The organism is Mycobacterium paraffinicum, assembly GCF_025822865.1.
Taxonomy (GTDB): domain Bacteria; phylum Actinomycetota; class Actinomycetes; order Mycobacteriales; family Mycobacteriaceae; genus Mycobacterium; species Mycobacterium paraffinicum.
In genome coordinates, this window is the sequence record NZ_JACKUR010000014.1 from 46,531 (window position 1) to 60,454 (window position 13,924).

At 68.3% G+C, this 13,924-nt stretch carries 14 protein-coding genes; 11 read left to right on the plus strand and 3 right to left on the minus strand.

Features of this window, described 5'->3' with window-relative positions; genetic code table 11:
- The first annotated feature begins 1 nt into the window (after position 1).
- Complete coding sequence (locus tag H7J89_RS03860) at positions 2–1,594, plus strand: ComEC/Rec2 family competence protein (RefSeq protein WP_264036640.1); 1,593 nt, start codon at positions 2–4, stop codon at positions 1,592–1,594.
- 44 nt (positions 1,595–1,638) lie between these two features.
- Complete coding sequence (gene holA / locus H7J89_RS03865; RefSeq protein ID WP_372513712.1) at positions 1,639–2,589, plus strand: DNA polymerase III subunit delta; 951 nt, start codon at positions 1,639–1,641, stop codon at positions 2,587–2,589.
- Positions 2,590–2,598: 9 nt separating this feature from the next.
- Here holA and rpsT read toward each other — a convergent pair whose 3' ends face one another.
- Positions 2,599–2,859: a 30S ribosomal protein S20 gene (gene rpsT, locus H7J89_RS03870; protein WP_264036645.1), complete on the minus strand. Its 261-nt coding sequence runs from the start codon at positions 2,857–2,859 to the stop codon at positions 2,599–2,601.
- A gap of 145 nt (positions 2,860–3,004) precedes the next feature.
- Here rpsT and H7J89_RS03875 point away from each other — a divergent pair, with 145 nt between their 5' ends.
- From H7J89_RS03875 to H7J89_RS03890, 4 genes are read left to right on the plus strand one after another with little or no spacing between them, the layout of a single operon-like run.
- Positions 3,005–4,678: a circularly permuted type 2 ATP-grasp protein gene (locus H7J89_RS03875; protein ID WP_264036647.1), complete on the plus strand. Its 1,674-nt coding sequence runs from the start codon at positions 3,005–3,007 to the stop codon at positions 4,676–4,678.
- Positions 4,678–5,655, plus strand: a complete 978-nt coding sequence (locus tag H7J89_RS03880) for an alpha-E domain-containing protein (RefSeq protein ID WP_264036649.1) — start codon at positions 4,678–4,680, stop codon at positions 5,653–5,655. Before H7J89_RS03875 ends, H7J89_RS03880 begins: the two co-directional genes overlap by 1 nt.
- Positions 5,655–6,494: a transglutaminase family protein gene (locus H7J89_RS03885; protein ID WP_264036651.1), complete on the plus strand. Its 840-nt coding sequence runs from the start codon at positions 5,655–5,657 to the stop codon at positions 6,492–6,494. The genes H7J89_RS03880 and H7J89_RS03885 overlap by 1 nt, the downstream gene beginning before the upstream one ends.
- A gap of 25 nt (positions 6,495–6,519) precedes the next feature.
- A complete protein-coding gene (locus H7J89_RS03890) occupies positions 6,520–7,194 on the plus strand; it encodes a hypothetical protein (protein WP_264036654.1) in 675 nt (224 codons plus the stop codon).
- A 3-nt stretch (positions 7,195–7,197) separates the two neighbouring features.
- Here H7J89_RS03890 and H7J89_RS03895 read toward each other — a convergent pair whose 3' ends face one another.
- Entirely contained in the window at positions 7,198–8,037 is an 840-nt protein-coding gene (locus tag H7J89_RS03895; protein ID WP_264036656.1) for a ribonuclease Z, read from the minus strand.
- Between the two features lie 193 nt (positions 8,038–8,230).
- Here H7J89_RS03895 and H7J89_RS03900 point away from each other — a divergent pair, with 193 nt between their 5' ends.
- Positions 8,231–8,659, plus strand: coding sequence for a CBS domain-containing protein (locus H7J89_RS03900; RefSeq protein ID WP_264036658.1), 429 nt, complete (start codon positions 8,231–8,233; stop codon positions 8,657–8,659).
- 160 nt (positions 8,660–8,819) lie between these two features.
- On the opposite strand, the gene H7J89_RS03905 is transcribed toward H7J89_RS03900, so the two are convergent.
- Positions 8,820–9,419 (minus strand): type II toxin-antitoxin system PemK/MazF family toxin, encoded by a 600-nt coding sequence (locus H7J89_RS03905; RefSeq protein ID WP_264036660.1) that lies wholly within the window; start codon positions 9,417–9,419, stop codon positions 8,820–8,822.
- Positions 9,420–9,547: 128 nt separating this feature from the next.
- Between H7J89_RS03905 and lepA the strand changes: the two genes are divergently transcribed.
- The 4 genes from lepA to H7J89_RS03925 all read left to right on the plus strand — a co-directional run bounded on the left by lepA (position 9,548) and on the right by H7J89_RS03925 (position 13,854).
- Positions 9,548–11,410, plus strand: a complete 1,863-nt coding sequence (gene lepA / locus H7J89_RS03910) for a translation elongation factor 4 (protein WP_372513713.1) — start codon at positions 9,548–9,550, stop codon at positions 11,408–11,410.
- Between the two features lie 113 nt (positions 11,411–11,523).
- On the plus strand, positions 11,524–12,141 hold the full coding sequence (locus H7J89_RS03915) for a sensor domain-containing protein (protein ID WP_264036662.1): 618 nt from the start codon (positions 11,524–11,526) through the stop codon (positions 12,139–12,141).
- Positions 12,141–12,920, plus strand: coding sequence for a sensor domain-containing protein (locus H7J89_RS03920; RefSeq protein WP_264036664.1), 780 nt, complete (start codon positions 12,141–12,143; stop codon positions 12,918–12,920). Before H7J89_RS03915 ends, H7J89_RS03920 begins: the two co-directional genes overlap by 1 nt.
- A gap of 52 nt (positions 12,921–12,972) precedes the next feature.
- Entirely contained in the window at positions 12,973–13,854 is an 882-nt protein-coding gene (locus H7J89_RS03925; RefSeq protein ID WP_264036666.1) for a sensor domain-containing protein, read from the plus strand.
- Positions 13,855–13,924 lie beyond the last annotated feature (70 nt).

The following is a 13,924-nucleotide window of genomic DNA, read 5'->3' on the forward strand; positions in this document are numbered from 1 at the left end:
GGTGCGGGAACCCGGTCGCGCCGAATCGGATGCGGCACGCGTTGACGCGCGCCTGGCGCCGGCCGCGCTCACCTGCTGGGTGGTGACCGCCGCCGGGATCTGGTGGCCGATCGGCCGGGTGATCGCGGGGGCCTGTCTTTTGTCGGTCGCCGCCGCGGGCGCGCTGGTTTGGGGCACCGGGCGCCGGCGGGGCGAAACCGGGAGGCACCGGGCCGTCAGCGCCGGACTGGTCGCGGTCGGTGTCACCGGCGCGGGGTTCGGCTTTGCGGTCGCGTTGCGCGCCGAAGCGGTCGATCGCCACCCGATCACCGCGGCGTTCGGGACGGCCGCCCCGGTGACGGTCACTCCTACGGAGAGCCCGGTGTCGTTGGGCCGCGGCCAGCTGATGTTTCGCGCCACGCTGCAGCGCCTGCGCGACGCGCAGATCTCGGGGCGGGTGGTCGTCTTCGCGCGCGCATCGGAATTCGAATCCGAAGCCGACGGGTTGATGGTGGGCCGTCCGATGCGGTTCACCGCCCGGATCAGCCGCCCGACCCGCCGCGACCTCACCGTCGCTGTGCTCAACGCGTCGGGCCGCCCAACGCTGGGCACCGCCGGCGCCGTGCACCGGGTGGCGCACACGGTGCGGGCCCGATTCGGCGCCGCGGTTCGCGGCGCGTTGCCCGCCGACCAGGCGGCGATGTTGCCCGCGCTGGTGCTGGGCGACACATCGGCGGTTCCCGCCGGGACCGGCCGGGACTTTCGCGCGGCGGGGATGACGCACCTGATGGCGGTTTCGGGCGCCAACGTGACCATCGTGTGCGCGGCCGTGCTGCTCTCGGCGCGCCTGATCGGTCCCCGGGCGGCCGTCGCCCTCGCCGCCCTGACGCTGGTCGCCTTCGTCATCGTGGTGGAACCGACGGCGAGCGTGTTGCGGGCGGCCGTGATGGGCGCCATCGGGCTGGCGGGGTTGCTGTCTTCGCGGCGGCGGCAAGCCATCCCGGCGCTCTGCGCCGCGGTGCTGGTCTTGCTGGCGCTGGCCCCGCAGCTGGCCGTCGACGTGGGCTTCGCGCTGTCGGCGATCGCGACGGCGGCGTTGGTGTTGGTCGCGCCGGTCTGGTCGCGGGGCCTGGCGGGGAGAGGCTGCCCCAAGCCGCTGGCCGACGCCCTGGCGATCGCGGCGGCCGCACATGTCGTGACTGCTCCGCTGGTAGCGGGCATCTCCGGGCGGGTCAGCCTGGTGGCAGTGGGCGCCAACCTCGCGGCGGCGCCGGTCATCGCGCCGATCACCGTGCTGGGCAGCGCGGCGGCCGTGCTGAGCGTGGTGTGGCCGCCCGGCGCGCAGGTGTTGGTCCGTTTCACCGGCCCCGAACTGTGGTGGGTGGTGCGGGTGGCGCAATGGTCGGCGGGCGCGCCCGGGGCAACGCTGCCCGTTCCGTCCGGGGTGCCGGGAGTGGTGCTGGTCGCCGGGGTGACCGCGCTGATCGTCGTGGCGGTGACGAGGCTGCGCGGGCGGCGCTGGTTTGGCGCCGCGGTCGGCCTGGGCGGGTTGACGGCTGCCCTCTGCGCGCTGGCTTGGTGGTTGTCGAAGCTGGTGGATCCCGGGGTGGCGTAGTCGGTCCGTCGTGACACCATCGTGGGGTGACAGAAGTTTCGCCGTTGCACCTGGTCCTGGGAGACGAGGAGCTGCTGGTCGAGCGGGCGGTGGCCGACGTATTGCGGGCGGCGCGCCAGCGGGCCGGGATCGACGATGTTCCCGTCAGCCGCATGCGAGCCGGTGACGTCAGCACCTACGAACTCGCCGAGCTGCTGAGTCCGTCACTGTTCGGTGACGAGCGCATCGTCGTGCTGGAATCCGCCGGCGAAGCGGGCAAGGAGGCGGCCGCGGTGATCGCCTCGGCCGCGGCCGACATCCCGCTGGGCACGATGCTGGTGGTCGTGCATTCGGGCGGCGGCCGGGCCAAGGCGCTGGCCACCGAGTTGCAGTCACTGGGCGCCGTCGTGCATCCGTGCGCGCGGATCACCAAGGCCAGCGAGCGAATCGACTTCGTCCGCAAGGAGTTTCGTGCGCTACGCGTCAAGGTCGACGAGGAGACCGTGACCGCCATGCTGGACGCGGTCGGCTCCGACGTGCGGGAGCTGGCGGCCGCCTGTTCGCAGCTGGTTGCCGACACGGGTGGGGTCGTGAATGCCGCCGCGGTCCGCCGCTATCACAGCGGCAAAGCCGAGGTGAAGGGGTTCGACATCGCGGACAAGGCGGTGGCGGGCGACGTCGCGGGAGCGGCCGAAGCGCTGCGGTGGGCGATGATGCGCGGGGAGCCGCTGGTGGTGCTTGCCGACGCGCTGGCCGAAGCGGTCCACACGATCGGTCGGGTCGGGCCGCTGTCAGGCGACCCCTATCGGCTGGCGTCGCAGCTCGGAATGCCGCCGTGGCGGGTGCAGAAGGCCCAGAAGCAGGCGCGGTATTGGTCGCGCGACAGCGTCGCGGCCGCGATGAAGGTGGTGGCGGCGCTCAACGCCAACGTCAAGGGAGCCGTGGCGGACGCCGACTATGCGCTCGAATCGGCGGTCAGGAAGGTGGCCGAGCTGGCCGCGAACCGGAACCGATGAGCGAGCGGTTCAGATCTTGTTGAGCGCGCGCGCCAGGGCCGACTTCTTGTTGGCCGCCTGATTCTTGTGGATCACGCCCTTGCTGGCCGCTTTGTCCAGCTTGCGGGTGGTCGCGGCCAGCAACTCCGAGGCCTTGTCCTTGTCGCCGGCGTGGGCGGCCTCACGGAACGCGCGGACGGCGGTGCGAAGCGACGACTTCACGGACTTGTTGCGCAGTCGAGCGCGCTCGTTGGTGCGATTGCGCTTCTGCTGCGACTTGATGTTGGCCACGCTTCTAGTTCCTTCTCCGCTTCGACGATTGTTGGGGCGCCGGATATCACCACAGCGACTGCCCAGGTTATCAGTCGGTTACGTTTTCTCCCAAAACGGGAACCCGTGGCCTGCCATAACGCCAATTTGAGGCAGCATCTGAAAAGTGAGTCTTCCGAGCCAGCTCGAGGAAACCGGGCGGGGGTTGCGCGCCGCGCGTGCCGAGCGCATTTTCGGCGGCTACAACACGTCCTCGGACATCTATTCGATGGCATTTGACGAGATGTTCGATGCCCACGGCACCGTTCGGGGTCCCTATAAGGGCATCTACGCCGAGCTTGCGCCGTCGGACGCCTCGGACCTGAAGGCCCGCGCCGAAGCGCTGGGTCGCGCGTTCATCGACCAGGGCATCACGTTCTCGCTGTCGGGCCAGGAGCGGCCTTTTCCGCTCGACCTGGTTCCGCGGGTGATCTCGGCCGCCGAGTGGAGCCGGTTGGAGCGCGGCATCATCCAGCGCGTCAAGGCGCTCGAGATGTATCTCGACGACATCTACGGCGATCAGGAAATCCTGAACGACGACATCATCCCGCGCCGCCTGATCACTTCCTGCGAGCATTTTCACCGCGAGGCGATGGGCATCGTCCCGCCCAACGGCGTCCGCATCCACGTCGCGGGCATCGACCTGATCCGCGACGAGAAGGGCAACTTCCGGGTCCTGGAGGACAACCTGCGCTCGCCCTCCGGGGTGTCGTACGTCATGGAGAACCGGCGGACCATGGCGCGGGTATTCCCGAATCTGTTCGCCACCCACCGGGTGCGTGCGGTCGACGACTACGCCTCGCACCTGCTGCGCGCCTTGCGCAATTCCGCGGCCACCAACGAGGCCGATCCGACCGTGGTGGTGCTCACTCCCGGGGTGTACAACTCGGCCTACTTCGAGCACTCGCTGCTGGCCCGCCAGATGGGGGTCGAGCTGGTCGAGGGTCGCGACCTGTTCTGCCGCGACAACCAGGTCTACATGCGCACCACGGAGGGGGAGGTGCAGGTCGACGTCATCTACCGGCGCATCGACGACGCCTTCTTGGACCCGCTACAGTTCCGCGCCGACTCGGTCCTGGGGGTGGCCGGCCTGGTCAACGCCGCCCGCGCCGGCAACGTCGTCGTATCCAGCGCCATCGGCAACGGTGTGGGCGACGACAAGCTCGTCTACACCTATGTGCCGACGATGATCGAGTACTACCTGGGGGAGAAGCCGCTGCTGGCCAACGTCGAGACGTACCGGTGCTGGCTCGATGACGAACGCGAAGAGGTGCTGGACCGGATCGACGAATTGGTTCTCAAGCCGGTCGAGGGATCCGGCGGTTACGGCATCGTGTTCGGGCCGGAAGCCTCCGAGAAGGAGTTGGCCACCGTCGCCAAGAAGGTTCGCGACGACCCGCGCAGCTGGATCGCCCAGCCGATGATGGAACTGTCGACCGTGCCGACGCAGATCGGCAACACGCTGGCGCCCCGGTATGTCGACCTGCGGCCGTTCGCGGTCAACGACGGCGACGACGTCTGGGTGTTGCCCGGTGGGCTGACCCGGGTGGCCCTGGTCGAGGGTTCGCGGGTGGTGAACTCGAGCCAGGGCGGTGGCTCGAAGGACACCTGGGTGCTGGCGTCGCGGACCTCGGGCGGTGACCACGAGCTCGGCGCGGCGGAAGTCGTGCGCTCGCTGCCGGAGTCGATGTCCGACCCGGCGCTGGACGGTGCGCAGCGTTTCGCGCAGACCCAGACGCAACCCACGGAATCGCCCCAGGAACAGCAGCTTCAGCAGCAACAGCGGCGGGCGAAGCGCTGATGCTGGCCCGTAACGCGGAGGCGCTGTTCTGGATCGGTCGCTATGTCGAACGGGCCGACGACACCGCCCGCATCCTCGACGTGGTGCTGCACCAACTGCTCGAGGATTCCAGCGTCGACCCGGACCAGGCGTCGCGGCTGCTGCTGCGGGTGCTCGGCATCGACCCCCCCAGCTACGACCTCGACGTCTGGTCGCTCACCGACCTGGTGGCCTTCAGCACCAACGCTTCGGGTGGCTCTTCGATCGTCGACGCCGTCACGGCGGCGCGGGAAAACGCGAAGTCGGCGCGCGAGGTGACGTCCAGCGAGATCTGGGAGTGCCTCAACACCACCTACCACGCCCTGGCCGAGCGCGAGCGTGCCGCGAAACGCCTTGGGCCCCATGAATTCCTGTCCTACATCGAGGGCCGGGCGGCGATGTTCGCCGGCCTGGCCGACTCGACACTGTCCCGCGACGACGGATACCGCTTCATGGTGCTGGGCCGCGCGATCGAGCGGGTGGACATGACGGTGCGGCTGTTGCTTTCGCGAGTGGGGGACAGCGCTTCATCCCCGGCGTGGGTGACGCTGTTGCGTTCGGCGGGTGCGCATGACACCTACCTGCGCACCTACCGTGGCGTGCTGGACGCCGGGCGGGTGGTCGAATTCATGTTGCTGGACCGGTTGTTCCCGCGTTCGGTGTTCTATTCGCTGCGGCTCGCCGAACACAACCTCGACGAACTGCTGCACTCTCGGCAGAGCCGGATCGGGGCCACCGGTGAGGCGCAGCGGCTGCTCGGGCAGGCCCGAAGCGAACTCGAATTCGTGCAACCCGGGGTACTGCTGGAGTCCTTGGAGACGCGCCTGGCGGGCCTGCAACGAACCTGCCACGATGTCGGAGAAGCGTTGTCGGTGCAGTACTTTCACGTCACGCCGTGGGTGGCGTGGTCGGATGCCGGGGATCGCGGCCGGCTGGTCAGCAGGAAAGGGGACGGCTGATGTGGCGGCTGCGGGTGGTGCACACCACCGGGTACGCCTACCAGTCGGCGGTGACCGCGTCCTACAACGAAGCGCGGTTGACCCCACGGTCGAACACCAGGCAAAACGTCATCCTCAATCGCGTCGAAACGATCCCCGCGACCCGGTCCTATCGCTACATCGACTATTGGGGCACCGCCGTAACGGCGTTCGATCTGCACGCGCCGCACACCGACCTCACGGTGACGTCGTCGTCGGTGGTCGAGACCGAGCAGCCGGAACCGCCGGTGAGCGAAGTCGGCTGGGGTGACCTCAAGTCCGGGGCGGTGATCGATCGGTTCGACGAACTGCTTCGCCCCACCGGGCACACCCCGGCGAGCAAGAAGGTTGCGTCCGTGGCCAAGAAGATCGCCAAGTCGCACCAGCCGGCCGAGGCCGTCGCCGCCGCCGGCGACTGGGTGCGCGGTGAGCTGGACTATCTCCCGGGAACCACCAGCGTGCACTCGTCGGGGCTGGACGCGTTGAACGCGGGCAGGGGTGTCTGCCAGGACTTCGTGCACTTGTCGCTGATGTTGTTGCGGGCCATGGGGATTCCCGCGTACTACGTGTCGGGTTACCTGCATCCCAAGCGCGACGCCGTCGTCGGGGACACCGTGGACGGGCGCAGCCACGCGTGGATTCAGGCGTGGACGGGCGGCTGGTGGAGTTACGACCCCACCAACGGAACCGAGATCTCCGAGCAATACGTCGGCGTGGGCGCGGGCCGCGACTACACCGACGTCCCTCCCCTGAAAGGCATTTACTCCGGTCAGGGCGCGACCGATCTCGACGTCGTCGTGGAGATCACCCGGCTGGCTTAGCCGGCGCGGGCATAGCGTTCACGTCATGAACGACACTGGGTCTCACCGCGGTGGCCCCTGGTTGCTGCTGCTGTCCGTGCTGTGTGCTGCGGTGCTCTTCGGTGGGATCGCGGTCGGCGTCGCCCTGGGCGGTGTGATGCCGTTGCCATACGGCCCGGCGGCCGCGGTGGCGGCCTACGTCCGAGCGGAGCCGGTCGCCGTGCGCGTCATCGCGGTGGCGACGTTTGCGGCGTCGGTTCCGTTGGGGGTCTATGCGGCGACGGTCAGCGCCCGGCTGCGCCGGCTCGGCGCTGCCGGGCCGGGAGCGTCGATCGCGCTCGCGGGAGGCCTCGTGGCGGCCGGAGCGCTGGGGCTGTGCGGCTTGCTGGCCTGGCCACTGTCGCGGCCCGAAGTCGCTGCGGACGTGACCTTGGTCCGCGCGCTATACCTATTGGTGTTCCTGGTCGGCGGCCCGGGGCACATCGTGGCCCTGGGCCTGCTGGTCGCCGGGATCGCTGGACCCGGCCTGAGCCGGGGTTTGCTGCCGAGCCCGGTGGCCTGGGCCGGCCTGGGAATCGCCGCCCTCGCCGAAGCGGCGACGGCGGTGTTGGTCTGGCCGGACCTGGGCGTGATCCTGCCGGTTGCCAGGGTGTCGGCGCTGTGCTGGCTGGTGCTGGCCGGGGCGCTGCTGCCGTTGCGCCGCAACGGGATTGGAGAGTGACCGTTACGGCGCGTTGATTTCGACGCGATGCAGGTCGTCGCCGAGCTCGATCCGCCCGTCGAACGCCGACGCCGCCAGGGCCCGCCACTGCTCTTCTTGGCCCGGCACCAGCGCGGGCACGTAGTGCGTCATGACGAGGGTGCCCACCCCCGCGCGGGCCGCGGTTGCGGCGGCCTCCTCGACCGACGAATGGTAATCGCAGATGTCCTGAAGCCGCTGTTGCGGGATGTTGCCGACGATGTCCTTACGGATCACGGTGTGCACCAAAGCGCCGGCGCCGGCCGCCAGCTGGTCGAGGCCGGCGCAGGGCACCGTGTCCCCGGCGAGCACCACCGACGCCCTGCCGTAGTCGATGCGGAACCCGATGGTCGGGGTCACCGGTCGGTGATCGGTCGGTGCCACCCGGATCGACACGCCGTCGCGGTCCCACACCGCCCCCTCGGTGCACTCGTGGACCTCGACCGACGGTGGGGCGTTCAGGTCGGCGTGATGCGCGAGCCGGTACTCGATGTCGTGGCGGAACGCGTACAGCGTCGCCTCGACCGTCTCCGCGGTCCCGGGCGGTCCGATGATCGGCAGCGGCGCGGGGTCCGGTGCGAAGGTGCTGATCCAGCGGGTGATGAGCAGGTCGCCGAGGTCTCCGATGTGGTCGCTGTGCAGATGGGTGATCAGCAGCGCCGACAAACCGGCGGCGCCCACGCCCACCGCCGCCGCGCGCTGCAACACCCCACGCCCGCAGTCCACCAGAAACACCTGCCCGCCGGCCCGTACCAGGGTCGACGGTCCGGCCCGGTTCGGGTCGGGGATCGGGCTCCCCGTTCCCAGCAGCGTGATCTCGATCATGGGCCCTATCTTGCAAGCCGCGCCCCTGTCCAGTGGCCCAATCGGTCGATCCGACCGATCGAGCGCCCAGGTTTCGAACGGCGGCGTCAGGGTATGGACACGGATCGGCTACCGGTTCTCGTCGTGGCTTTTGCGCCGCACGAGTTAGCCGTAGCCTGTTGTGAAGCGGATCACAACCAGCTGGAGGCCTTTGATGCGGATTGCAGACGTCTTGCGGAACAAGGGCGCGGCGGTGGTGACCATCAACCCCGAGGCGACGGTGAAAGAGCTGCTCGCCGGCCTCGCCGAGCAGAACATCGGCGCCATGGTGGTCGTCGGCGACGAGGGCGTCGTCGGCATCGTCTCCGAGCGCGACGTCGTGCGCGAGCTGCACACCCATGGCGCCGGCGTGCTGTCGCGCCCGATCTCGAAGATCATGACCACCACCGTTGCCACCTGCACGAAAGCCGACACAGTCGACTCCCTGAGCGTGCTGATGACCAAGAACCGGGTGCGCCATGTGCCCGTGTTGGACGGCAAGAAGCTGATCGGGATCGTGAGCATCGGCGACGTGGTGAAGACCCGGATGGAAGAGCTCGAGGCCGAGCAGCAGCAGCTGCAGTCCTACATCACGCAAGGCTGACTGCCCGGCTTGTCCCCTGGCCGCTCCGCGGCCGGGGGTACCCACCTCACGGCGTTCCACGGCGCGCATCGTCGCCGGGCGGGGCTGACTGCGTGTTCGCCGAGCGTGCGTTCAGCGCGAATAAGCGGCCGGTTTTTTGCAATGGTCACACGTTGGGCGACTAGCTCCAGGAGTAGTCCGCGCGCAGCCGCTCGGCCACCACTTCGAAGATCTCGCGGTCCAGGATCGCGCCCTCGCGGCGAATGCTCTCCTCGGGGACGTCGAGCACCCGGTCCAGCCGAACCCAACTAGGCCTGCCCTCGTAATCCCAGGCGCCGGAACCGATTCCGATCCAGTCCCGGTCCTCGGCGTGGCGCTCCTGGCTGGACACCATCAACCCCAGCAGGACGCGGCGGTCACGACCGACCACGAGCACGGGCCGGTCCTTGCCCCGGGTCGGGTCGTCCTCATATACCACCCACGTCCAAACGATCTCGCCCGGATCGGCCCGGCCGTCGAGGTCGGGGGCGTAGACCAGCTTGCGTGCGCGCTGCGCGGTCGGGAAGCTCGTGCTGGTCACCGGGCGGCCCGCGGTGACCGCGGGCGGTTGCGGCGCGGCGGCGGCGATGACGTTCGCGGTGATCTTCACGGCGTGCTGCAGTTCGCGCAGCACGGTCTGCGAGTTCTGCACGTGCCGGGCCAGCCGCGGGGCCCGATCGAAGACCAGGTTTTCCGCGAAATGCTGGAACGTCTTCCACTGGGATTTGCGGGCCGACGCCATATTCGCAGCATAGACGCGGGCGCGCGGGTGCGATTGTGTCCAAGTATGTCTCGGGCACCCCGCCTAGATACCCTGGACATACCAATGAACCGGCGCTCAAGCGCCCGCAAGCGTGTCCAGACCAGGAGATTCCCATCAGCAGTTTCGCCGACAAGACCTTCACCGCGCCGGCGCAGATTCGGAACTTCTGCATCATCGCCCACATCGATCACGGCAAGTCCACGCTGGCGGACCGGATGCTTCAGCTCACCGGCGTCGTCGACGAGCGGATGATGCGGGCCCAGTACCTGGATCGGATGGACATCGAGCGGGAGCGCGGGATCACCATCAAGGCCCAGAACGTCCGGCTGCCCTGGAAAGTATCCGGCGGCGAGGCCGCCGGAACAGAATACGTCTTGCACCTGATCGACACTCCGGGCCACGTCGACTTCACCTACGAGGTGTCGCGGGCGCTGGAAGCCTGTGAGGGCGCGGTGCTGCTGGTCGACGCGGCCCAGGGCATCGAGGCGCAGACCCTGGCCAACCTGTACCTGGCCCTGGATCGGGATTTGACCATCATCCCGGTGCTCAACAAGATCGACCTGCCCGCGGCCGACCCGGACCGCTACGCGGGCGAGCTCGCACACATCATCGGCTGCGAGCCGGACGACGTGCTGCGGGTGTCCGGCAAAACCGGCGAGGGCGTGGCCCACCTCCTCGACGAGGTGGTCCGGCTGGTGCCGCATCCGCAAGGCGACGCCGACGCACCCACCCGCGCGATGATTTTCGACTCCGTCTACGACATCTACCGCGGCGTGGTGACCTACGTCCGGGTGATGGACGGCAAGATCGTCCCGCGGGAGCGCATCTTGATGATGTCCACGGGCGCCACCCACGAGTTGCTCGAAGTGGGCATCGTCTCGCCGGAACCCAAGGCCAGCGATGGACTGGGGGTGGGTGAGGTGGGCTACCTCATCACCGGTGTGAAGGACGTCCGCCAGTCCAAGGTCGGCGACACCGTGACGACAGCCCGGCACGGCGCCACCGAGGCCCTTACCGGGTACCGCGAGCCCAAGCCGATGGTGTACTCGGGCCTGTATCCGGTGGACGGCTCCGATTACCCGGATCTGCGCGACGCCCTGGACAGGCTGCAGCTCAATGACGCCGCCCTGACCTACGAGCCGGAAACGTCGGTGGCGCTGGGCTTCGGATTTCGGTGCGGCTTCCTGGGCCTGCTGCACATGGAGATCACCCGCGAACGCCTGGAGCGCGAGTTCAACCTGGATCTGATCTCCACGTCGCCGAACGTCGTCTACCGGGTCATCAAAGAGGACAACAGCGAAATCGTGGTGACCAACCCGTCGGACTGGCCGGAAGGCAAGGTGCGCACGGTGTACGAGCCGGTCGTCAAGACCACCATCATCGCGCCCAGCGAGTTCATCGGCACCATCATGGAGCTGTGCCAGTCGCGCCGCGGCGAGTTGGGTGGCATGGACTACCTGTCACCCGAGCGGGTGGAACTGCGCTACACGATGCCGCTCGGCGAGATCATCTTCGACTTCTTCGACTCGCTGAAGTCGCGCACCCGCGGCTACGCCAGCCTCGACTACGAGGAGGCCGGCGAGCAGGAGGCGCAACTGGTCAAGGTGGACATCCTGCTGCAGGGCGAGGCCGTCGACGCGTTCTCTGCGATCGTGCACAAGGACGGGGCGTCGGCGTACGGCAACAAGATGACCACCAAGCTGAAAGAGCTCATTCCGCGCCAGCAGTTCGAGGTGCCGGTGCAGGCGGCCATAGGATCGAAAATCATTGCGCGCGAGAATATCCGGGCGATCCGCAAAGACGTGCTATCGAAGTGCTACGGCGGAGACATCACCCGCAAACGCAAGCTGCTGGAAAAGCAGAAGGAGGGCAAGAAGCGGATGAAGACCATCGGGCGGGTGGACGTGCCGCAGGAGGCTTTCGTCGCGGCGTTGTCGACCGACGCCGCGGGGGACAAGGGCAAGAAATAGTCGTGATGCTGATGCGAGCCGTTGGTGTTGTCGGACTAAGCCTGCTCGGCACGGGATGCGTCACGACAGTGGCCGGAACCCCCACGCGCACTGGCCCCCTCGGCGGAGCCGCTTTGCCCCTCGAACAGGTCTTACCGGACGCCGCCGAGGTCAGCGCCGCCGTCGGAAACGAGCTCCCGCCACACAGTCCGCCGCTGGTGGGTGGTAACGATGTGCTGCCCAACGGGATTCGTGACGCTGGTGGCGCCGCGCCCATCGAATGCCTCGGGACCGTCGACCCCGCGATGCGCCTCGTCTACGAAAAGGGCCCGGTGCGCCGCGCCGCGACGCAGGACTACTGGAACTACGACTCCGGCATACAGGTGTCCAGCGCAACAGCGGCGGCGATCGAGCTGGCGACCACGTCCGACGCGCAACGACTCTTCGCGTCGTTCGTTCAGCAATGGCAACGCTGCACGGACACCACGGTCACCATGTACACACACGACCGGAGCAACACGGAGTTGTACTCGAAGGTGACCGACGTCCGCGTCGACGGACCGATACTTTCCGCTACCGTCATCGCGTGGGACAACCATCACACGCCGCCATCCCCGAACGAGCGGGCACTCGGCACCGCGGGCGACGTCATCGCTGACGTCAAAGTCGCCGTCGAGCCGCACGCGCAGGCCGGGACCCGGTCCATCCAAGTCGTTCAGGCGATGTTGCGAAAAGTCTCGAGCACCAACTGATGTCGACGCGCCGGACCATCCTCACGGGCCTGTTGGCCGTCGTGCTCGCCACCGGCTGCACCGTCGACGGCACCGCGCGGCCCGCGCCGAATCTGAAGCCGCACCCGGTAACCGGGCAACCCGTCAAGAAAGTGCTCCTCGACGACGCTGAGCTGTCGAAGCTGCTGGGCCAGTCCTTCGGAAGCAAGAACGAACTCCCGGCGCGGTTCGGCGGTCCCGAGGTGCTGCCGCCGGCCTTCGGCGCGGTTTCGCCCGCCAACTGCGTCGGTGTCGCCTCGATGATGGTGAAGGATGCCTACCGATCCGCCGACGTCAAGAATGCGGCGCGGGAGACGTGGTGGAACCAGCACGGGCCGGCGAAGGTGATCAGTGTCGCCGAGGGCGTGGTCGCCCTGTCCAGCGCCGCCGGGGCCGCCGCGCTGTTCCAACAGTTTGCCCAGCAGTGGCGCGACTGCGAGGGCACGACCGTGACCATCGGGCGCCCCAGCATCATCACCGACCGCCCCGCGATCGTCTTCTTGGACACCATCTCCGAGGTGCGGGCCTCCGAATCCGTTCTGGCCGCCACCGTTTCGATCGACACCCAATTGCCCGGCATACCGTCGAGCGGGCCCAGGCCCGAGGCGCGTGCCATTGGCGTGCGGGGCAACTGCCTCGTCGAAGTCGAAGTGGCGTTCTTCAATTCGACGCGCTCATCGGACGAGGGGTCCGGCGATGTGCACCGCAGCGCCATCGACATCGCGCACGCGATGATGGACAAGGTCAGCGGCCTGAGCTGACCGGCACCTGCCACAAACCTGGGACTTCTCTGGTGTTGAGCTGTGCTCACGCGTGGGCGACGGCTTCGCCGTGCCGCCGAGCCTAAACTCGGTGAAGTGGGAGGTAGCCGAGAAGCGCATGGGAAATATTTGCGGTAGCGAGCTGCCCCCTGCTCCGGTCGTCGCCGCACCATCCGGTAACCGCTGCGGTCGACGACGAGGTTGGTGCGCAGCACTTTTGGTCGTGCTGCTCTCGGCCACGGGCTGTTCCAACACGGTCGGTGGCGCGGCGCGGCCACCGGCCAACCTCGCGCCGCGATTCCTCGACGGGCAGACCCTAAAGCGGGTGCTCCTCGGCAAGAGCGCGCTTTCCCGCGTCGTCAGGCAGCCCTTGGAGCTGGACCCGGGTTCCCCACCGCTTGTCGGGGGCCCCGAGACGTTCGGCGCCGCGCCGGCGGAGGGGCCCGAAAGCTGCCTCGGGGTGGCCGTGATGATGCAGGCCGGCGCCTACCGGTCCGCGAACGTCAACGCCGTTGCGTTCACCACCTGGCGGCCTACTGTCGCATCCGGCGCGGCGGTGACCCGGGTGCAAGAGGCCGCCATCAGCTTGCCCACGGCCGCCGACGCCAACGCACTGTTCGCGACGTTCTCCAGGCAGTGGCACGAATGCGACGGCAAGACGGTGCCCATCGTCGGCGGAACGTTACCGCTGGAAGTGAAAGTCAGCGACGTCCAAAGCGCCACTTCCGTTGTCGCGGCGACTATTTCGACGGAGTGGAGCGCGCCCGGCTTCGTCTCGCCATCCGTTCCCGCCGCGCGGGCTATCGGCGTGCGAGACAATTGCCTCGTCGAAGTCGAGGTCGACTTTGTCGACTCACCGGGCGTATCGCTAGAGGGATCCAGCGCGCTGGACATCGCGCAAGTCATGCGAGACAAGGTCAGCGCGCTGAGCTGAATGGCGGGCTACATCCCATGGTGGCGACCCGCTGCGCCCGGCCTGACGGCCGCGCTTGCGATCGCCACTA

What these genes read in the sequence shown, in the direction of transcription:
- H7J89_RS03880 (WP_264036649.1), top strand. Translation starts at nt 4,678, where the DNA reads ATGCTGGCCCGTAACGCGGAGGCGCTGTTCTGGATCGGTCGCTATGTC.
- H7J89_RS03885 (WP_264036651.1), top strand. Translation starts at nt 5,655, where the DNA reads ATGTGGCGGCTGCGGGTGGTGCACACCACCGGGTACGCCTACCAGTCG.
- H7J89_RS03890 (WP_264036654.1), top strand. Translation starts at nt 6,520, where the DNA reads ATGAACGACACTGGGTCTCACCGCGGTGGCCCCTGGTTGCTGCTGCTG.
- H7J89_RS03895 (WP_264036656.1), bottom strand. Translation starts at nt 8,037, where the DNA reads ATGATCGAGATCACGCTGCTGGGAACGGGGAGCCCGATCCCCGACCCG.
- H7J89_RS03900 (WP_264036658.1), top strand. Translation starts at nt 8,231, where the DNA reads ATGCGGATTGCAGACGTCTTGCGGAACAAGGGCGCGGCGGTGGTGACC.
- H7J89_RS03905 (WP_264036660.1), bottom strand. Translation starts at nt 9,419, where the DNA reads ATGGCGTCGGCCCGCAAATCCCAGTGGAAGACGTTCCAGCATTTCGCG.
- H7J89_RS03920 (WP_264036664.1), top strand. Translation starts at nt 12,141, where the DNA reads ATGTCGACGCGCCGGACCATCCTCACGGGCCTGTTGGCCGTCGTGCTC.